Raw genomic sequence first — 17,787 nt, 5'->3', positions numbered from 1 at the left:
TGGACCTGCTGCACCGGCTGTCCTCCCCGCACCCGCGGGGGTCAGCCAAAGGTGGACGATGACACCGAGCGGGACGCCAAGTCCTCCCCGCACCCGCGGGGGTCAGCCGGTCCACGTCCGACCACTCAGACTGGGGTCGTCGTCCTCCCCGCACCCGCGGGGGTCAGCCGCCGCCCGCTCCGATCCGTTCGGCGAGCTCGTAGTCCTCCCCGCACCCGCGGGGGTCAGCCGTCGTACCAGCGGATGGGCTGCTTCCCGAAGGCGTCCTCCCCGCACCCGCGGGGGTCAGCCGCTCGCCGGCCTCGCCGGGGGGCGGCCTGGACGGTCCTCCCCGCACCCGCGGGGGTCAGCCGTCCAGGCCACGGTGGCGGCCGCCGCCGGGCAGGTCCTCCCCGCACCCGCGGGGGTCAGCCGATCATCAACGGGCGCGTCTACGTGACCCGGATGTCCTCCCCGCACCCGCGGGGGTCAGCCGCTCAGGATCGCGGAAGCGCCGCGGACCGGGCTGTCCTCCCCGCACCCGCGGGGGTCAGCCGCGGCGTATTCAGACGGCGGTGTTGGGCGGGGCGTCCTCCCCGCACCCGCGGGGGTCAGCCGGTTCTCGACAGCGCTGCCGCGTAGGCGAGTTGATCCTCCCCGCACCCGCGGGGGTCAGCCGAGTTCCAGGCCGGGAAGATCTCCATGGGCGACGTCCTCCCCGCACCCGCGGGGGTCAGCCGGAGACAGACCATGACCCAACTGACCGAGTACCGTCCTCCCCGCACCCGCGGGGGTCAGCCGCGGCGCCCGGTCTCCTGGTCGGTGAGGGGGCGGTCCTCCCCGCACCCGCGGGGGTCAGCCGGCCGGCCGGGTGGTCGGCGGCAGCCGGTCCGGGTCCTCCCCGCACCCGCGGGGGTCAGCCGCACCCGCTGGTCATGCTCGTACGGGTTCTGGAGTCCTCCCCGCACCCGCGGGGGTCAGCCGACACCGCCCAACCTGGACGACCTGATCGCCATCGGTCAATCGCTGGTCGTGTCGACCTGGCGTCTGTTCCACGGGTAGACGGGTAGGCCCTGGCCAGCCGGACCGCCGTACGGCGGCCAGGGAGCGGCGGTGCCTACTCGGCCGGCGGCGGGTTCTTCTGTGGGGTCATGTCGTCCTCCTCGGTCTCCAGCGCCACCGGGACGTCGTCCGGCGGCATCGTGGGGCGCTTGTTTGCCCTCGTGGGCCCTCGGGTCTCGCGGCGCCGCGCGGACCACTGGCCCTGCTGATCGGGTGGAATGGTGGCGCTCCCGTGGCGCGGTTCCGATCATTCGGCTGGGCAGCCATCACCACCCCTCGCGGTCCATCTCCTGGAGTGCCGCCGCGGCCTCGCCCGCTCGATGGAACGCATCGTCATACGTCGCGTCAGATGTCGCGGCCCGTCCGTCCCGGGTGGCGTCCACCAGGTGGCCCAGCTGCTCGAAGAACGCGTCGTCCGGGTCGCTCATGCACTTCTCCGTGGGGGGTGCTTGCGGGCGGTGATCACGACGTCTGGCTCGTCCAGTGGCGGGCAGTGCTCGACCGCAGCCGTGTACGCGGTGAGGTCCCCCAGCCACCGACCGCGGACCCAGCGCCCGCAGACGGGGCACACGCCCCTCTCCGTCCGCTCCTCGGCCTCGACCTCGGCTGGCGTCCCGCTGACGACGCTCACTCCACGGACTTTCGGGCCGGCCCGCTCTGGTAGTTCGCGTTCTGCACCTGCCGGCGAATCCACTCGCACGCGGTCGACTCGGTGGGCAGCCAATCGGTAGCCGGGTAACCCGTCACCAGGTCCAGGACGATCCACTGGTCAGGGTGGCCAGCTGGGCGCTTCACCAGCTCCGGGCGGTAGCGGGCGGCGACGCGCTGCCGACAGGTCAGGCGGTCGCCGTACGACACCCGCACGACAGCGACAGCATCCCCTTCGAGGGCGAGCGTCCAGTCCGTGGCCTCGTCGCCGTGCATCCAGTTTTCCAGGTCGCGCGTGTCGCCGCTGCCCACCAGCCGCTCCATCGCCCGCAACTGGTACTCGCCGATCGGCAGCTCGCGCAGCGTCTGCCACAGGATGTCCAGAGCCTGCAGTGCCGGCGCGGTGACCGGCTCCAGGTGACCGTCCACCGCAACGGTGAGATCGTCGGTCAACATGTCCTCTCCTTGGTGCACTTCGGGTGGGCCACAACGGCCCAGCCGAGCGGGGCCTGCCCGGGGCTGGTGGGGGTGTAGACGTGACCTGTGGGAACCAGCTCGCCGCCCTCGCCGCCGCAACGGATGCAGGCGGCGCCCTGGAGTTGGGCACGCGTCGGCGGCGGCGCCGTCTCGGGCATGCGACCCCCACTGTCAGTGAGCCGACGCCACCGGTCGGTGACAGGGGTAATCGTCGTCCGGACAGCGGACGTCCTGAAGGCCTTGCAGAGGACTCTTAGCGGACGTTGAGAGGCCTCATTGGCTCATCACATGTCCAGGGAGTCCCCGAACTGTCCTCCCGAGTCGTAGGGTTGACCCATCATCGGCTCGTGCGGAGGAGATCGTGCCCAACACCGCGCTAAAGGCGGCCCGCCAGGCCGCCGGCTACGCCAGCCAGCAAGCGCTGGCCGACGCTCTCACTCGGGCGGCCCGGCAACTTGGCATGAGCAACATCGTGGTTAGTACCCGCCAAGTTCGCCGTTGGGAGTCCGATACGCCGCCGTGGCCCGGCGGCGACTATCAGCAGCTCCTCACCCACGTCCTGCGCCAGCCGATCGAGAGCCTCGGGTTCCGCGCCCCCTGGAACCGGTCCCAGGCGGTACCTTCCCCGTCATTCTCAACGACACCGTCCCCTATGACACCGACGGCTCTTCGCGGCACGCTGCCCCGACCGTACGGACCCGCTGGTACACAGCCCGGCACCGTGGGTGCCGACTACGCCATAGTCACCGAGGCCCATCGACGGCTCTACCTGTCTACGGCCCCAGCCACCCTCCATCCAGCCGTTGCCGCACACGCCGATCTCGGCACAGCGTTGCTCGGCGAGACCGACGGGGTGGCCCGCCGCGTGCTGGCCTCGGCCCTCGCCGAGTCGCTGCTGCTGCTGGGCCGCATCGAGTTCTTCGACCTCCGCCAGTCCGACGTTGCCGATGCCACGTTCGTCCGTGCGCTCCAGGCCGCGGGGGAGGCGAACGACAACTTGCTCGGCGCCGCCATCCTCGCGCACAGCGCATTCGTCCCCGGATGGGCAGGGCGCCTCAACACCGCACGCGAGCGTATGCAGGCCGCCCGTACCTACGCACGTCGGGCGCCAGCCTCCGTGGAGCTGCTGGCGTGGCTCAACGCCGTCGAGGCGGAGTGCCTCACCCGGTGCGGCGATCACCGCGGCGCCCTCGCGCTCCTCCGCCACGCCGAAGACGTTCTCGCGGCCGGCGGGGAGACAGTGTCGCCAGACTGGTTCACCTGGTTCTCGGCAACCAGATTGCACGCCTTTCGCGGCAACACCGAGCTACTGGCAGGCTTGATCCCACAGGCCCGAACAACCCTGGAACAGACGCTCGCCGAACTGCCCGAGACCGACGGCAAACAGCGAACCGTCGTCCTGGGTGATCTGGCGTCCGTAGAGGCCGCAGCCCGACGCCCAGAGGCCGCGTGCGTCCTGCTGGAGCAGGCGCTAGACCAGCTCGCGGTCACCTGGTACGCGACCGGCATGGAGCGCGTGCGCGAAGCCCGCCGAGCGCTCGCCCCATGGCAGGACTCGGCGGCCGTCCGACGCGTGGACGACCGCCTCTACTCCTGGAGCGCGACGCTCAGCTCGCTCCAGCGTTAGCCTTCGCGATCAGCTCCGGCAGCTCGGCCAGCGAGTCGATGCGGAACGTCGCCTCGGCGGCGGCCGGGTCGTGCTGCTGAATCCATCCCCACGGCCCTCGCCGGATCAGGGCCGTCTGCATTCCCGCCCGGGCAGCGGGGAGGACATCGTTGTCGAGCCGATCGCCGACGTAGAGAATCTCGTGCACCTCGGCGGGCACCACCTCGGCGACCCGCTCGAAGAAGGTGGGATCGGGCTTGCTCGCACCCCAGTCGTCGGAGGTCCCGATCAGGTCGACGTCGCCAGTGAACAACTCGCGCAGAATCCCGCCGGCGCGAACTGTCTGGTTCCCGGCGATGGCCAGCCACAGGCCATCCGCCCGGAGCTGGGCAAACGCGGGCCGAACGTCCGAGTAGAGGTCCTCCTCGCCGAAGTGCTCCGGCTGGCCGGCCTCGGCGCGGCGCTTGCGCTCCTCATACAGGTCGAAGCCGGGCCGGAACACCTGGAACGTCTCGCGGTAGTCGCCGCCCTGCGCGATCACTGCACCAAACTGGGCCACGAACGTGTGCCTTGGCACGCCGAGCCAATCGGCCCAGGTGCCGTACTCCCTGGTCTCGTCTACCAGGCACTCCCCAACGTCGAACACCACAGCGCGAATCATGCTCGCAGCGTACCGAGGAGAGGGCGTCCCGTCGGCGTCCTCTTATCTGATGCCGGTCGTACGGTGGCGGCATGGCCGACATCGAACCCCCCGCTGACCTGCTGTCCCTCCATGTCGCCGCGCTCCAGGCGGACCGGGCGATGACCGCGGTGCGGTTGGCCGGCGGCGATGTCGAGGCCTACATCGGCGCGGCGGAGGATCTGCGAACCCACCCGATCTGGGAGCAAGCCCGCGCCGAGGGCAAGCACCAGAAGCTCTTGCAGGCCAGCCTTGATGCGGCGAAGCGGGCACTCGACGACGAGCAGGCCTGACCGGTGTCCTCCCCGCACCCGCGGGGGTCAGCCGAACACCTTCCTCGTGGTGAAGTGACCCGACCGCACCTTCGAGATCCCCTGGCGCCAGGACGGCATCGACGCCCAGGTCGAACTCGACCCCGACCGGTCCGTCTCCGCCTGGTTGGCCGTCAGCGTCGCCACCCTCGACAACGGCAGCCTGCACGCCGTCCCCGGCTCCCACCACTTCGGCTACCTGCCGTTCTCCTCCGAGTACGGCGCCGAACGCGGCCGGGCCGACCAGGCGACCGGCTTCACCGCCGACGCCTCGACCCCGCCCTGCCGCTTCGCGCCGGCACCGCCCTGCTCATGGACAGGCGCCTGCTGCACCGCTCCGGCACCAACACCAGTGACGGCGCCCGCGTCGGCCTGAACGTCCGCTACATCGCCCCCGGCGGCATCCGCCGCCGAGGCCGCCGAAGCGCTCGCTGATCTGCACTCCGTCGGCTGGCCCCGTAGCGACCTCCAGCCTCCTCCTATCGATGGTGCCGGATCACTGCGGCCACCCTGTTGATGCGCGGTGCTGCTTTCAAGTCCGCCTCGGAGGATGGATTCCGACCGGCTCCCGGGCCGGCTGTTCGGTGCCGCCCCGGGAGCCCGGGCAGTGGCCGCGGGGCTGCCCGGCGGGGTATCAGCCGCCGGTGCCGTCCGTCCGACGGTCGTCGGCGAGCTCTGCGGTGTAGCGGGCGGCGGCCTCCGCCAGCTGGCGAGTCGTCCGGTCGGACTCGGTGCCGAGGTGGCCGGCGACGGTGCGGTGGGCCGTGTTCAGGTCGCCGTTCAGCAGTTCGCTGGTGATCACCAGGGTGTTGTCCGGGGGCATGTGACGTCGGGACATCCGTTGCTGGACCTCGTCCATGCCCGCGCGTGCCAGCGTCTCCCGCAGTTCCTCGGTCACCGGGGCCAGCCACAGGGCCCGCAGCGCGTACTCGCCGCGGTCGGCGAAGGTCGCGTGGAGTCCGGTGAGCAGTTGTGCCGGGTACTCCTCGACGGGTTCGGCGAATTGCGGGTAGTCCTTGGCGAATTCGTCCCAGTCGACCTCGAGTCCGGTGATCTGCTGGGGGAGGACCGGCCAGCGCGACCAGCTCTCGTCGGACTGGGTGACGACCTGCCGAAGCAGGTCGTAGGACACCTCGGCGGTGCGCGAGAGCAGGATCGCGTCGTGGAGGTCTTTGCCCTGCGGGTGGTTGTCCGAGACCAGCCACAGGATCTTCCAGGCGAGGGAGAGCTGGGGCGTGGCCGCGAGCAGCGGGCCGGTGACGCCGGGGAGCTGGTAGGACTGCGGTGGGACGGGCAGGTGCTCGGTGAAGACGAAGTCGAGCTGGACGGTGCCGCCCGGGATGCCCGGTGCCGACCATGGCAGGACGAGCCTGCGCCCGGGGATCCTGCTGTACGTCCAGATCTCGTCGCTGACCGCCTGGTCGGCGTGCAGCCGCACCGTGTCCGAGAGCCGTTCGGCGTCGACGGCGAGCTCCTCGAGCATGTGGTCCGTGCGCTCGTCCTCCAGTTCCCAGTCCGCCGGGCGGACCACGAAGTCCAGGTCTCCCGGCTCCCGGGCCTGCTCGCCGTACCAGGCCCGCAGCAGGACGCTGCCGCGCAGCACCAGGTGGTCGGCCCACGGTGAGGCGGCGACGGCGGACAGGACGGTGTTCAGCGCTTCGCTCCGGGCGGTGAGCCAGCGTTCGGCGAGCTGTGGGTCGGTGAAGGCCGGTTCGCTGGGACGGAGGGCCCGGCTGTACCCGGCGAGGGCGGGGTCGAAGACGGGTTGCTGGCTCACCGTCTCGTCGTCGATCGGCCTGATGCTCCTGGGCAGGTCCCGGTTCTCCCGGATGTCCTCCGGCGGTGGCTGTTTGGGCAGCAGGACATCCTGCCAGGGCCCGTATTCGAGTTCTTCCCATGCCACTGGCGGGTGGGGCTGGGGCTGGTTCTCGGTCATCTCGGGTCTCCCTCTGCGTACGGCCCGACGCTGTGCTCGTGCGCATGCTCGCGATCGCGTTGCTGTTCGTGTTCGTGTTCGTGCTCGGATATCCAGCCTGCGTCCAGGGCCTCGTCGCTGTCCGTGACGACGAACTCGCGTTCCACCGACAGCACCTCGTGGCCGTCGGCGGCGAGGTCCCGCAGCAGCGCCTCCAGACGGAGTCCCGCGGCGCTGAGGCCGACCAGGCGGCACCGCTGCGTCACGAACCACTCGCACCGGCCGTCCTCACGCACCCGGCGCGGGTTGCGTGACAGGTGCGCACCGTGCCGGACGACCAGCTCGGTGAGTCCGGCGAGGCGGGCGGAGTCGGCTGCGGAAGCCCGGCCCGGGAGCAGCAGCTTGACGTGGTGCTCGAAGTACCGGCCGGACCCGTGCGGCACGGCGTCCTCGTCCGAGACCGGGACGCCCTCCGCCCACGGCGTGGCCTCGATCTTCGCCCGCAGGACGGTGAACCCGGCCCGGGCCAGCCGGCCCACGGTCCGGGAGGTCGCCGCGGCGACCTCGTCCAGCGTGCCGCCGGCCCGCAGGGTGAGCATCGGCTGTGAGGGCACCGCACCGCGCGCCAGCAGGATGTGGGTGAACTTCAGGCCGTGGCCGTCGGCCCACGCGGCCAGCGCCTCGGCTGCACCGGGCGCCACGGTCAGGTGCACCTCGAAGTCGCCCCGGACGTCGGGCGGAGCGAGCCGGTCGTCACGGCGCTGGTCAGGACGGGTGTCGAGCATGGAGGGCATCCTGCCAAACCCCTACGACAACGCCTCACGTGCCCGGGCGCTGAGCTCCTCTCTGCGCAGGCGGGTTCGGCCGGTCGGTCGCCCGGTCCTTCGGGAGGGACTGGCGGGATCCGGCGCTGTCGGCAGTTGGGGTGCCGGAACGGGGACGGTGGTCGGCCATGGGGACGGATGAGCGCGGAAAGGGCCGTCAAGGCCCGGGTCCGGCGGCAGCCGGACTTCCGTGATCGGCGCGGTGAGGCCCACTCGGTACGGTGTGCATCCGACGACGGCGACCGGCCCGGGCGGCGGAAGCGGCACGGATCGTCAGACCGCCGGGGCGAATGCAGCTGGGGTGCGCAACGGCAGCGGTCGAACCGTGTCCACCGGAATCAGGCTACTGCTGTCGATGTCAGCGGCGGGTACTAACGTCCAGAGTATGGGCTTCACCAGCGTTTGGGCGATCACCAGCCACTCGGATTCCTTTATCTCCGACCTGTCTCCCCGGTTACTGCCCGCTATGGAGGCGGACCGGTCCCAGCCCCGTGCTCAAGAGCGATGGGAACGCTGGCTGCAGGCTCCTCTGCCCGACTACCGGACCTGGTACAGGAGTTCAGGGTCCACGCTGGCCGACAATGCCGCAGTGGAATCGTTCCGGGAGCTCACCGCCCCAGGGCTCAACGTTGACGATATGTGCTGCGGAGAGGCCGATCCGGACTTCTGCGTCATCGACGATGTGTGGACGAATCAGCCAGGAGACGGCCTTTTCGCCTCGGCCAATTCCAAGGAGTACGCAATCGCGTCGCTGTTCCATGCCATCGGCCCGGCCCGTGCTTCCCTCATTCCGGGCTGGTGCGGCAACTTCCTACTCACCTCCGCCCAGGTCCGCCAGACCTTGCCGCGCGTGGAGCGAGCCCTCACCTTCACCGAGGCTGAACGTTCTGCGGCGGATGCTCAGGACTGGCTGCACTACTCGCCCCGAGAGGAGTCTGTCCTTGACGGCCCGCTGCGGCTGTGGCGCGCCGCGGCCGAGATCGGGCTCGGCTTGTGCGGCGTGGCGGTACACGTTTCCTGACTCCCTTGGCCCAACTGGGCTTCCTGGAGGGGGTCTTACGCTTACGCTCTTGGCTTCCCGCTGGTCGGGCTGACGGGCGGCCTTGCTGACCGAGCTTTCGGATATGCGTCCGTGGCCCGGTCGTCGCGCCTCACCCGCAGGGTCGAGCAGGTCGTCTTGTCAGCCGCCAGTCCGCAGATCACGCAGGCCTTCCTCGAAGGCCGGGAGTGCGTAGTGCCCGGTGCCGTGCCCTGGCATCTCGAGCTTCTTGAGCTGTCCGCCGACGATGTGGGAGACCAGCGGTACCGGGAGTGCGTCAGGCCATAGGCCGGTGCGCTTGCCCTCCGTGAGCACCCGGCGGAATGCGCCGGTGGATCCCCTCAGGCTTCGGCCGTTCGCCTTCAACTCCTCTGCGGCGCACTCGCCTTCGCCTTCGAGGACCTGGAGGAGGATCTGCTGTGCGCGGGGCGGCAGGCGGTCGAAGTACGAGCGGGCGCGTTCGGGGGTCCAGCGGTCGTCGGGCTCCGCAGTCACGACGGCGGCCGGCATGGCGGCGAGGGCGAGCAGCTTCTCGAGTGCCTCAGGGGTCGGATTCTCTACGGTGATCGTGATCTTCATGGCGGACAGCCTCGCAGCTCAGATACCTGAACACAAATAAGCACGACAAACACGCCAGAGACGAGAGGAGCCGCTTCGAGCGCTTCTTATGTATCAGACTCTGCATTGCGTCCTCTAACTGAATTTAGAGGACGCAACACAGGACCTGGTACAGATAGGCTGTCCCGGACGGATCATCAGCCCGCCACACCGAATGGAGAGCGCCTGTGGACGCGGACGCGGAGAACCTGCCTGCTCTGGTGGAGCGCGCCACCAAGGTGGTGATCGGCGAGCTGGTGGACGACAGTCACGTCCTCGTGCCGTTCGCGCTCGACGGGGTCGACCCGAACGAGACGCTGACCGAGGACGCAGCCGACGACCTCGCCTCCGCCCGGCCGGCACGCACCAGTCAGACCTACGCCGAACAGTGGCGCTACTTCGCCCGCTGGTGCACCGACAACGGCCGCCGCCCGGGGCCGCGCACCAGCGAGGCGAACATGGTCTCCTACATCTCCCACCTACGCCGCCTCGGCGGACGCGACGGCACGGGCGCGCCCGTCAGTTCCCTACGCCTGGCGATGGCCGCGATCCGAGACGCCAACGCCCGGGCGGGGTACGAGAGCTGGCCCCCGAAGAAGGCGACCGCCGAACTGATCCGCAAGCAGGCCGCCGACCACGCCCGCACCCGCCGCACCCCGAAATCGAGCCCACCCGTCGACGCCGCCCGCATCGCCCACCTCCAACAGGGCACGACCGCCGACATCCCGCTCGCCCGCTGGCGCGACCTGACGATCCTGCACCTCGGCTATCGAACCCGGGCCCGCCGCTCCGAACAGGCGGCCTACCGAATCGACTCCATCGTCTTCGAATACCCGGAAGACGGCACTGAACAGATGGTCGTCGGCAAGCGCACTAGCAAGAACGACCACTGGTCCACCGGCCGCGAGTACGTCATCCGCGACCCGGTGGCGATCACCGTCGTGCGCACCTACATGTCATTGCTCGCCGAACTCGGCCAAGCAGAGCCGCAATTGCCGCTGCTGCGCGGCATCACCCGGTGGGGCCGGCTCATGCCCGTCCCCGCCTCCGGAACCGGCATGACCGGCCACGCGGTGAACCGCGCCTTCAAACGCATGGTCACCCGCACTCCCGGCTTCGATGCCAAGAACGCCACCAGCCACGGCCTGCGCGCCGGCGTCCCCGCCGACCTCGCCGCCCAGGGCTACAGCGCGGCGGAGATCCTGGTCATCACCGAGGACTGGAAGTCCACCACCATGGTCGAGAAGTACGCCAAGGCCGGCCTCCGCCGCGCAGGCAAGGACAACCTCGGCCGAGCCCAACAGGCCCTCGACGCCCTGGTCGTCCCGCCGCCCCACCGTGACAGATAGGACAGGCAGAACCAGTTGCCCAAGTCGGCGTCTATGTAATTCGAACTATTCTCGGGCAACCAGTCACACGGTGTCGAGAAGGCGGTACGAGGCTGAGTGGTTTCACAGCCTCCAATGATGACTTGACGTGGTCGATGATGGGAACGCTACTTCACCTGTCGATCGTCTCTCGCATCACACCCCTGCCCCCTGACGTGCTGGATCGGCGATGATCATGACCGTGCGGTCGTCCTCATCACCCCTGGGAAGGTTGGCAACACCAGGACAGCAGGCCATGGACACTGCCCTACTGACTTCGGCGTGTCAGGGTGAGGTTGGAATGTCGAGGGTCAGACCGGTGCCGGCTATGAAGCCGTCGAGGGTGTCGGGTCGGTGCTGCAGGCGTTTGAGCCGGTTGCGTACGAGGGTCTCGAGGCGGTCGAGGGCGACCACGGCGAGGTTGGCCAGGCTGTGCTTGATGTGTGCCCAGACCCATTCGACGGGGGTTGAGGTCGGGTGAGTAGGCGGGGAGCAGGAACACCGTCAGCCAGGCACGCTCGGCGATCAAGTCGCGCATGGCGTGGGAGACGTGGGTGTTCAGGCGGTCCCAGACCAGCACGATCGGTGCCTTGACGAGCTGGTGGACACCGTCGACCAGGGCGATGAAGTCGCGCTCGCCCATGCTGCGGCGCTTGCCTCTGCCCGCCGGGTGGGTGCGCAGGCGGTGGCACAGCCGGGTGCGGGAGCCGGGCCGCATGGCGATCAGCCCCGCCACCGACAGCCGTCCCGAACGGCGAGTTTCTCCAGACAGCGCGGCGACAGACGGCACCGCGACCCACCCGAGCCGCGAGAGGCCAGAGCCTGCACACCGCCATCCCGCCACAACTCATGCCACTGGTAAGCCGACTTCGGGCTCACCCGCAGACGCCGTGCCACTTCCGACGGCTCGATCCTCTGCTCGAACAGCTCGGCCGCCTGCATCCGCACCGACTCCCGGCGCAGCCGTCCCTCAGCGGTCAGTCCGCCCCCATCCGCATATCTCACACGCCACCGAATACAGCCACCACACCAAGCCCATCAGGGACTTCGGGAAAATTCACCCCGACGAGCCGAAGTCAGTAAGGCACAGTCACCGCCAACCCGGCGAACGTTGCCAGTCAGAGCACTAGCGAGATGCCCGGTGTGAGGGTTTCTGCCGAGGATCCTCCTGGCGCATTTGTCGGGTTACGAGCAGCTGGCGCACCATCTGCTGCAAGGACACCACAGCTGTCACCGGCGGAAGGCCCGTGACCACGGCCTCAGGCATTGTACTGGGCGTGTCGACGATACACAGGAAACTGGCTATACCTGCGAACACCAGGATGACCGTCCAGGAATTCGCCGCCTTTCGTCCTCCCAGAGCGGCCCGCAGAACGGAGAGGGAAGCGGCCATCCACGGCCCGTAGACGACGGCCGGCCAGTACTGGGACAGACCCCTCGGCAGCTGGGAAAGGGCCATGTCCTGCAGAGGGTGATAGGAGATTATCCATCCGAGGATGCACACCACAGTGACGATCGTTGCAGTCAGGAATCCGATGACGGATCCCATGATGTCGGACCGGCGGCGCGCCGGGCGTGCGTGACGCTCCCGGCGGTTAGCGACTAACTGGGGGCGGAAGCCCATGGCCTGCAGGCCGGCTTCCTCTTCGAGCGCTTCCGCATCCGAAGGGTATGACTGCAGGCCTGGATCGGCCCAGCCATTGACGACCGGATAGGACAGGTCGGCGGCCAGCTGCCCGGTGGGCGGCCAGAGGGCGTGGTTGTGTATCACTTCGTCATCGGGGATGAATCCAGCTGCGTAGTAGGGGTTGAAAGCGGTGTTCGTTGACTCGTGCAAAGCAACCCTCCTGTTCGCGTCATCATGGATCTCGACTGGCGGTCTCAATCAGTCGTTCTCTGATCGATACAGCCGCATCGAGAATTCAAACTCGAGCCGACGCAGGATGCGGAAGAGTTCGGCCAGCTGGCGTGAGCAATGCGTCAGCACCACGCGTTCGCCATTCTTTACAAGATAACCACCTTCGAGATCACCCACGGCATTCCTCCGGCCTGGAACGAATAGCCAGTTATCACCGGCACTACAGATCCTGTCTCGCTCCAGCAGCAATGGAACAGGCGGCTTGGCTGTTGGACTCATGCCCCGACAACGATGGGCTAATCACCGAGAAATGTACGGCATCCGGGTGTCCTGAAATATGCTCACGCCGCCCGCGCTCAGAGCTTTTACTCAGGTCACCGAGCTCCTCGCCCGAGCGTGCAGCGGTCCTGCGGCTGGCCTTGGAGGGGAGCGATCGAAGCGAGCGTTACCTTCTCCGCTCGCTCGGCTTCCCCACTTTCCAGGCACGGTGGCCGCGAAGGGGGCCAGATACTCTGCGATTCTCCCCAACATGACGCGCCGGCGCGCGGAGCCGCAGGTGGCCAGACTTCGGGCGGACGCACCGTTGCGCCCCTTGCCCGTTCAGCCAGCCGGTTGACGGACGCTCAGGTTGTCTGAGCGGTACGTCAGTTGTGTGTCTCATTTGGGTGACCAGCGACAGGACCGTTTGATGCCGCGCCATGGCCGTCGACATGAGCCGTGGTGGCGATCGACGCAACTGCACCCCACTTGGTGATCAACTGGCAGCCTCCGTGTCGACCCGTGGATGACTGGTGGCGGCGTCCCATCGCGACCGCGGAATCTTCGGCAGACCGTGGGTTTCGACCGTCCCGCCCGAAACCTTCCCCGGCGACGGGAACGGGAGCGTTCGAGCCGTCCGCCGGTCGACTCGAACGAACTTTCCCGCAAGCAGTTGCAGTGGCCCCGGAGATGAGTCGTGTACGAGAGTATTCACACTCTGTTATGAAGCGGGTACTCTTGGTCAAGCCATGGCCCAGTCATGGATCAGCCGCCCGGACTCTGGCAGGTCCGGACGGCTCCAGGGGCAGTCGGCGCGACATCGCTGTTCCAGATCACCCCTCAGGCATCTGGACTCGAAACCGCGCCTGGCAGAAGCGACCGCTCATGATCGCTTCTCACTGTTCGTTCGGCCTTCTTCAACCACCCTGCTCCCCTACGGGGAGGTCTTGACATGACCTAGCAGCGACGAGACGGCTCCGTCCGCACCACCGGACCTTCACCGTCTTTGCGCCAAGCACATGCCTCGGCATCTGAACGCTTTGCTTCCGCCGTCACTGAGCGCATGCCCGAGTCGGCGACGGAATCCACCACTGCCTCGGCCCATCTGCACACCTGGGATCCTGCGAGAACCTGTGTCCTGACGGGCCGCTGCCTCCTCACACGTCCGTAAGTAGGCAATGCCATTTTGCATCACCGAATCAAAATCTGCCAGCTCGCCCCTGCCCGTGTCCTGGGTCGTCGCTCCATCCGTCTAGGAGGAGGGCGCAGAGTCCTCAATGAGCGAAACCTCCAAGGACCTCCCCAAGCAGGCTCTCGAGCACGAGTGATCAACGCTCAAATGGAGCCGACCGCGGAAAAAGTCGCCTCGACGACTTCGGGACGGTCGGTGCATCGCTCCTCGACCAATCCGGGTGTCGATGGGCGGTCGGCCGGGCCGGCCAGGGAAGTGAGCGAGCATCGGGCTTTCGGCGGTGCTCCGTGAGTCCGCGATACTCGGGCGCCATGCCCACGAAACCGGCCGGGGGTCCCGGGCCTGCTCACGGGCACGCGCGTGCGACCGAGCAAGTTCGCCTGCCCGCTACCCGGTTCCCAGCGGCGTGGCTCAGTGACAGGGACTTGACCGGTGACCTGATCCGGGTCGTGACGCTGGTACAGGACTACGGCTGGAAGTCAGGATTGTGCTTCGCCGCTGACGAGACGATCGGGAGACAGCTGGGGCTGTCCCGGGGCGGTGTGAACCGCCTAATCGCCAAGGCAAAGGCCAAGAATCTGGTTCGCGCGTCTCGAAATCCTGCCACCCGAACCATGAACCGGCGTGTTCGCCCACTGGCCGACGATGAGCTGGCCGTGTGCATCGGCTCATATGCTCGGGCGCATCTGGCCGGTACTCGGTTCAAGGTTTATGCGTTGCTCTCCCTACGGCAGCAGTTCACCGAATCGACTCCCGTCGCGCGAATCGCACGCGAGTGCCAGATAAAGGAGGACACGGCCCGCGAAGCGGTGGCCGAACTCCTGGTCCAGGGCTGGGTGAGCAGAGGACAGAGTGAGAAGAGGGGATACAGATACGTCGTCCACCCCATGCCCGTCCGCGTACCGAGCGGGCCGAGCGAGTCTCTCCCGAACGGGCCCGTTCCCGCGCTGCGATCCGCGGACGGGCCCGCAGGCGGCGGTGTCGAGGTCTTCGGCTCCGGACCGGATTCCCTTCGCGGCGCCTCGCTCGGCGTGTGCCGGGAAGCTCCCGGTTCGGCGACAGCCGGCTCCCCCAGTCCGGTGACACTGAGCCCCCCCGATCCGGTGACAGAAACACGATCCCCCCAACATGACGTGCTGAACATGTCGGCCGTCGTGGGTGGTTGTTCGTCCCGCGAACCGGAAACCGCGCGCCCCCGCGCGCGAGGACGCGCGGCAGGAGCCACGGGGGGCGGAGCAAGCCCGGCAGGGCACGGCACAGGGCAAGCCGACCAGAAGATGATCCAGTCGATGACCAACGAGCAGAGGCGATGGGGACAGCAAGCCGCGTCATCGGCTCTTGGGCGCCTGCCGAGGCAACTCGCGGACCGGCTGACCGAGCGACACCTCGACCTCCTCACTCAGCACATTGTCGCAACATTCACCGACTACAGCACATCCCCTGAGGTCCATGGCGCCGTGATCCTCAAAGCTCTCGAGTCAGCGTGCGAGTTCGCGCGACGCAGGGAGCCGGTCGGCGCTGTGCCGTGGTCTTCGGTGGTCTCCCCGCTTCCCTGGCTGATCAGGGTCGTCGACCGGGCAAGCGAGACGGTCACAGGGACCAGGCCGGTCCGAAGCCCCGAGTGCGCACTCTGCCGCGGGCCCCTGGTCGTCCGCGACGCCGAGGACCCGGAAACCTGCCGATCCTGCGGTCCCGCCGCCGCCGCTGCCGCCTGCCGTCGGCTTCGGGAGCAGTGGGAGCTATCCGGTCACCAGTGGGACGCGCCACCCCTAAGAGACCCGCTCACGGCGCCGCCCGCGCCCGTCCACCGACGGAGTACGCCAACAGCCGCCCCGAGCGGGCTCTCGGACCGGATGGCGACAGAGGGCGACGAGTCGGAAGGAACCGTCCTTCGTCGGCGGCTTGCCGCTCGCCGACTTGAGCGGGAACAAGCCCGTGCCCGGGCCGGCGAGGATCTGTCGGCGGCCCGCACCGCCTTTGCCGGACCCCGTCGGCAGGGCGCGACCGAAGCCGCCCGCCAGGAGGGCACCGGTCGAGGAAGCACCGACCAGGCGCGCGGGCACGACACCGGGCTCCGCGACGCGCCCCTGGAGGCCGTCGCGGCTTCTGATCCTGCTCCACGGCGGGACGGCCGACCTGATGCAGGGAAGGCCGGCGTGGTCGCCACAGCGCGACCGGGGCCTGCGAGACGCCATCGTGGGACCTCTCGTCATGTCCGCCTTTCCGGTGGTCCGCCAGTTGCCCCCTGGGGCCAAGGGCCGACCGGGCGCGGGGACCTGCGCGGGCGTCCCCGCGACCGGACCGGAGGCCGGAGACTGCCTGGGGAGTCCGCCGTGATCATCGCCGATTGCAGGTCCATCGCGGGCGCCGTCCCGCGTGTGCCACGAGTGGTAGGCCTCCTGCGTTTGTCTGGAAGTCAGTGCACCGTCAACGTTTGGCTTTGCCGAAAAACCGGTCAAAATGTAATCGAACCGGCACAGGGAAGATCGAACGTACGCTGGGACTGGGAATCTTGGCGTTATCTTCGGATAATTGCAATTCTCTGGTGGCGCGGCAACGAAACAACACCTTCGGATGCATATCTCCACTTTCCCTCCTAGGCAAAGTGCCCGCAGGAGATGGAGGCATCGCTGCGCCAATTCAGTTGCGCGCGGGATGGGCAGTGGCAGCACTTACTGGGGATGAAATCCTCCGGTACATCCGGCGAGGGGTCCGGCGTGCGGCGATCCACTGGCACATCGCAAGCGCGATGCTTGCCCGGATCACCGAGACGGTCCACTCGGAGGCGACCCACAGCGCTTCGGGCGGCGCCTCACGGAAGGATTGGCTTCCCCGTTTGCAGGTCTCTCGCGAGAGCTGCCCGCTCCGGTGCTGTCCGAGCTTGAGGCCGCGGTTTCCGAGGCGATCAAAGACTCTGCTGTTCACGTCAGCATGAGTGTTGTGGAAGCCACTCGTGATGAGAAGGGTCTGCGATCCGATCTGAGCTATGTCAGTGTCCTGATCGCTGTCACGGATCCCGACCGGCTACCACGGGCGGTATTCCGCGATCATTCGGCAGTTCCCTTCGGATATGCTGTCCAATTTTCCGAGCGAGCAGTCAGAATATGAAAATTGTCCGGCGGGGGGTTTCCAGTCCGATCGCACAGGCGTTTGCGTTTCCGGCGCGCTCGGCCATGCGGGTGAATCGGCCGACCAGGGGATTGCGGCCATTTCGGCTCGATGGGTAACTAGGTACATCCGAACCGGGTGGGTCACCCATCCTCTCCAGGGGATAAGCAGCTGCCGCGTCTGCCAGCGCTTCCGGCTTGCGCCTCATCGCTGAAGAGGCGTGTTGCCATCCCCCGGTTGAGGAATTGGATCCGCGGGCCGGTGCGATTCTTGTCGCACCGGCCCGCAGCGGCTCACGGGGTCGCCTCCGTAAGAGCCGGCAGAGGCTCACCCCCGGTGCAATCGGGCTGGTCGAAGCCCACGGCGCAAGCAGTCCGCTGGGCGCCCCGTCGAGTCCGCAAGCATCACGGACGTCCACGGACAGGAGTCGGCTCGCCGCCCTCTCGCAGTCGGGTTCTCGGGCGCCGACGCGGTGCTCGAAGAGCCTTCAGTAGAGAACCGGCGCCGGATTCCGCCCAGTCAGCGCAGTTCCTCGGGGCCGTCGGTGCTATTGGTGGCCGCCTGCTCGTCGGCGATGCCGCCGGTTTCGACGCAACGTCTGGCTGACTAGACGCACGGCCCCGGCTCCTCCTCGTCGGCCAGCCACTTGGGAGGGACCGGTCCGGAAGGCGGTCGGCGGGCCGGACGCCGTCCCGGCCATAACGCGCACAAGCGGAACGGCTGATTTCGGCCAGGTCGGTGCGGAATTCCATGAGCGAGTTGCCGGTCGCCCTCGGACACCTGGAAGAAAACTTGCCCGAATGGCTCCATCGAAGACCAAGATCAATGGCCCTGACCATCCGCCATTCGCCGCGAAACCCGGACTTG

At 68.2% G+C, this 17,787-nt stretch carries 14 protein-coding genes, 3 pseudogenes and 1 CRISPR repeat array (1 of these 18 running past the window's edge); of the genes and pseudogenes, 6 read left to right on the top strand and 11 right to left on the bottom strand.

The window, feature by feature from the left end; all coding sequences use genetic code 11:
* Nucleotides 1-963: a CRISPR direct-repeat array (repeat unit 29 nt; unit sequence GTCCTCCCCGCACCCGCGGGGGTCAGCCG) (it extends 1,020 nt beyond the left edge of the window).
* 344 nt (nucleotides 964-1,307) lie between these two features.
* From ACIOJE_RS29075 to ACIOJE_RS29065, 3 genes are all read right to left on the bottom strand, one after another.
* Complete coding sequence (locus tag ACIOJE_RS29075) at nucleotides 1,308-1,469, bottom strand: hypothetical protein (protein WP_400780107.1); 162 nt, start codon at nucleotides 1,467-1,469, stop codon at nucleotides 1,308-1,310.
* 199 nt (nucleotides 1,470-1,668) lie between these two features.
* Nucleotides 1,669-2,145 carry a hypothetical protein gene (locus ACIOJE_RS29070; protein ID WP_400780105.1) on the bottom strand — a complete coding sequence of 159 codons (477 nt, stop codon included), beginning with the start codon at nucleotides 2,143-2,145 and terminating at the stop codon, nucleotides 1,669-1,671.
* Nucleotides 2,139-2,324, bottom strand: a complete 186-nt coding sequence (locus ACIOJE_RS29065; RefSeq protein ID WP_400780103.1) for a hypothetical protein — start codon at nucleotides 2,322-2,324, stop codon at nucleotides 2,139-2,141. The genes ACIOJE_RS29070 and ACIOJE_RS29065 overlap by 7 nt, the downstream gene beginning before the upstream one ends.
* A 203-nt stretch (nucleotides 2,325-2,527) precedes the next feature.
* Here ACIOJE_RS29065 and ACIOJE_RS29060 point away from each other — a divergent pair, with 203 nt between their 5' ends.
* A complete protein-coding gene (locus ACIOJE_RS29060; protein WP_400780101.1) occupies nucleotides 2,528-3,793 on the top strand; it encodes a transcriptional regulator in 1,266 nt (421 codons plus the stop codon).
* On the opposite strand, the gene ACIOJE_RS29055 is transcribed toward ACIOJE_RS29060, so the two are convergent.
* Nucleotides 3,774-4,433, bottom strand: a complete 660-nt coding sequence (locus tag ACIOJE_RS29055; protein ID WP_400780099.1) for an HAD family hydrolase — start codon at nucleotides 4,431-4,433, stop codon at nucleotides 3,774-3,776. The two genes, ACIOJE_RS29060 and ACIOJE_RS29055, sit on opposite strands and share 20 nt — an antisense overlap.
* Before the next feature lie 71 nt (nucleotides 4,434-4,504).
* Between ACIOJE_RS29055 and ACIOJE_RS29050 the strand changes: the two genes are divergently transcribed.
* The 3 genes and pseudogenes from ACIOJE_RS29050 to ACIOJE_RS29040 all read left to right on the top strand — a co-directional run bounded on the left by ACIOJE_RS29050 (nucleotide 4,505) and on the right by ACIOJE_RS29040 (nucleotide 5,197).
* Nucleotides 4,505-4,744, top strand: a complete 240-nt coding sequence (locus tag ACIOJE_RS29050) for a hypothetical protein (protein WP_400780097.1) — start codon at nucleotides 4,505-4,507, stop codon at nucleotides 4,742-4,744.
* A 76-nt stretch (nucleotides 4,745-4,820) separates the two neighbouring features.
* Nucleotides 4,821-4,943 (top strand): annotated as a pseudogene (locus ACIOJE_RS29045) (phytanoyl-CoA dioxygenase family protein); the annotation flags it as partial.
* 131 nt (nucleotides 4,944-5,074) lie between these two features.
* Complete coding sequence (locus tag ACIOJE_RS29040; RefSeq protein ID WP_400780095.1) at nucleotides 5,075-5,197, top strand: hypothetical protein; 123 nt, start codon at nucleotides 5,075-5,077, stop codon at nucleotides 5,195-5,197.
* Nucleotides 5,198-5,396: 199 nt separating this feature from the next.
* Here ACIOJE_RS29040 and ACIOJE_RS29035 read toward each other — a convergent pair whose 3' ends face one another.
* Both ACIOJE_RS29035 and ACIOJE_RS29030 read right to left on the bottom strand, forming a co-directional pair.
* Nucleotides 5,397-6,698 (bottom strand): nucleotidyl transferase AbiEii/AbiGii toxin family protein, encoded by a 1,302-nt coding sequence (locus ACIOJE_RS29035; RefSeq protein WP_400780093.1) that lies wholly within the window; start codon nucleotides 6,696-6,698, stop codon nucleotides 5,397-5,399.
* Nucleotides 6,695-7,462, bottom strand: a complete 768-nt coding sequence (locus ACIOJE_RS29030; RefSeq protein ID WP_400780091.1) for a hypothetical protein — start codon at nucleotides 7,460-7,462, stop codon at nucleotides 6,695-6,697. The genes ACIOJE_RS29035 and ACIOJE_RS29030 overlap by 4 nt, the downstream gene beginning before the upstream one ends.
* 424 nt (nucleotides 7,463-7,886) lie before the next feature.
* Between ACIOJE_RS29030 and ACIOJE_RS29025 the strand changes: the two genes are divergently transcribed.
* Nucleotides 7,887-8,522 carry a hypothetical protein gene (locus ACIOJE_RS29025; protein WP_400780089.1) on the top strand — a complete coding sequence of 212 codons (636 nt, stop codon included), beginning with the start codon at nucleotides 7,887-7,889 and terminating at the stop codon, nucleotides 8,520-8,522.
* A gap of 159 nt (nucleotides 8,523-8,681) precedes the next feature.
* Here the strand turns inward: ACIOJE_RS29025 and ACIOJE_RS29020 are convergent, their stop codons facing one another.
* The gene (locus ACIOJE_RS29020) at nucleotides 8,682-9,119 is read right to left on the bottom strand and encodes a hypothetical protein (RefSeq protein ID WP_400780087.1); all 438 of its coding nucleotides are present in this window, start codon (nucleotides 9,117-9,119) and stop codon (nucleotides 8,682-8,684) included.
* A gap of 206 nt (nucleotides 9,120-9,325) precedes the next feature.
* Between ACIOJE_RS29020 and ACIOJE_RS29015 the strand changes: the two genes are divergently transcribed.
* On the top strand, nucleotides 9,326-10,486 hold the full coding sequence (locus tag ACIOJE_RS29015) for a hypothetical protein (protein WP_400780085.1): 1,161 nt from the start codon (nucleotides 9,326-9,328) through the stop codon (nucleotides 10,484-10,486).
* Nucleotides 10,487-10,789: 303 nt separating this feature from the next.
* On the opposite strand, the pseudogene ACIOJE_RS29010 reads toward ACIOJE_RS29015, so the two are convergent.
* The 4 genes and pseudogenes from ACIOJE_RS29010 to ACIOJE_RS28995 all read right to left on the bottom strand — a co-directional run bounded on the left by ACIOJE_RS29010 (nucleotide 10,790) and on the right by ACIOJE_RS28995 (nucleotide 12,539).
* Nucleotides 10,790-11,222 (bottom strand): annotated as a pseudogene (locus ACIOJE_RS29010) (transposase).
* A 35-nt stretch (nucleotides 11,223-11,257) separates the two neighbouring features.
* Nucleotides 11,258-11,467: pseudogene (locus tag ACIOJE_RS29005) on the bottom strand (helix-turn-helix domain-containing protein); the annotation flags it as partial.
* A 163-nt stretch (nucleotides 11,468-11,630) separates the two neighbouring features.
* Nucleotides 11,631-12,341: a DUF2637 domain-containing protein gene (locus tag ACIOJE_RS29000; protein ID WP_400780083.1), complete on the bottom strand. Its 711-nt coding sequence runs from the start codon at nucleotides 12,339-12,341 to the stop codon at nucleotides 11,631-11,633.
* A 48-nt stretch (nucleotides 12,342-12,389) separates the two neighbouring features.
* The gene (locus ACIOJE_RS28995) at nucleotides 12,390-12,539 is read right to left on the bottom strand and encodes a hypothetical protein (RefSeq protein WP_280685498.1); all 150 of its coding nucleotides are present in this window, start codon (nucleotides 12,537-12,539) and stop codon (nucleotides 12,390-12,392) included.
* Nucleotides 12,540-17,787 lie beyond the last annotated feature (5,248 nt).

This window comes from Kitasatospora sp. NPDC087861 (assembly GCF_044742585.1).
Classification (GTDB): domain Bacteria; phylum Actinomycetota; class Actinomycetes; order Streptomycetales; family Streptomycetaceae; genus Kitasatospora.
Note: the sequence above shows the minus strand (reverse complement) of the source record. Positions and strands in the feature narration are given on the sequence as shown.

Bases quoted from the DNA above. Each gene is read 5' to 3' on its own strand.
- ACIOJE_RS29075 (WP_400780107.1), bottom strand. From the start codon at position 1,469: ATGAGCGACCCGGACGACGCGTTCTTCGAGCAGCTGGGCCACCTGGTG.
- ACIOJE_RS29070 (WP_400780105.1), bottom strand. From the start codon at position 2,145: ATGTTGACCGACGATCTCACCGTTGCGGTGGACGGTCACCTGGAGCCG.
- ACIOJE_RS29065 (WP_400780103.1), bottom strand. From the start codon at position 2,324: ATGCCCGAGACGGCGCCGCCGCCGACGCGTGCCCAACTCCAGGGCGCC.
- ACIOJE_RS29055 (WP_400780099.1), bottom strand. From the start codon at position 4,433: ATGATTCGCGCTGTGGTGTTCGACGTTGGGGAGTGCCTGGTAGACGAG.
- ACIOJE_RS29050 (WP_400780097.1), top strand. From the start codon at position 4,505: ATGGCCGACATCGAACCCCCCGCTGACCTGCTGTCCCTCCATGTCGCC.
- ACIOJE_RS29040 (WP_400780095.1), top strand. From the start codon at position 5,075: ATGGACAGGCGCCTGCTGCACCGCTCCGGCACCAACACCAGTGACGGC.
- ACIOJE_RS29035 (WP_400780093.1), bottom strand. From the start codon at position 6,698: ATGACCGAGAACCAGCCCCAGCCCCACCCGCCAGTGGCATGGGAAGAA.
- ACIOJE_RS29030 (WP_400780091.1), bottom strand. From the start codon at position 7,462: ATGCTCGACACCCGTCCTGACCAGCGCCGTGACGACCGGCTCGCTCCG.
- ACIOJE_RS29025 (WP_400780089.1), top strand. From the start codon at position 7,887: ATGGGCTTCACCAGCGTTTGGGCGATCACCAGCCACTCGGATTCCTTT.
- ACIOJE_RS29020 (WP_400780087.1), bottom strand. From the start codon at position 9,119: ATGAAGATCACGATCACCGTAGAGAATCCGACCCCTGAGGCACTCGAG.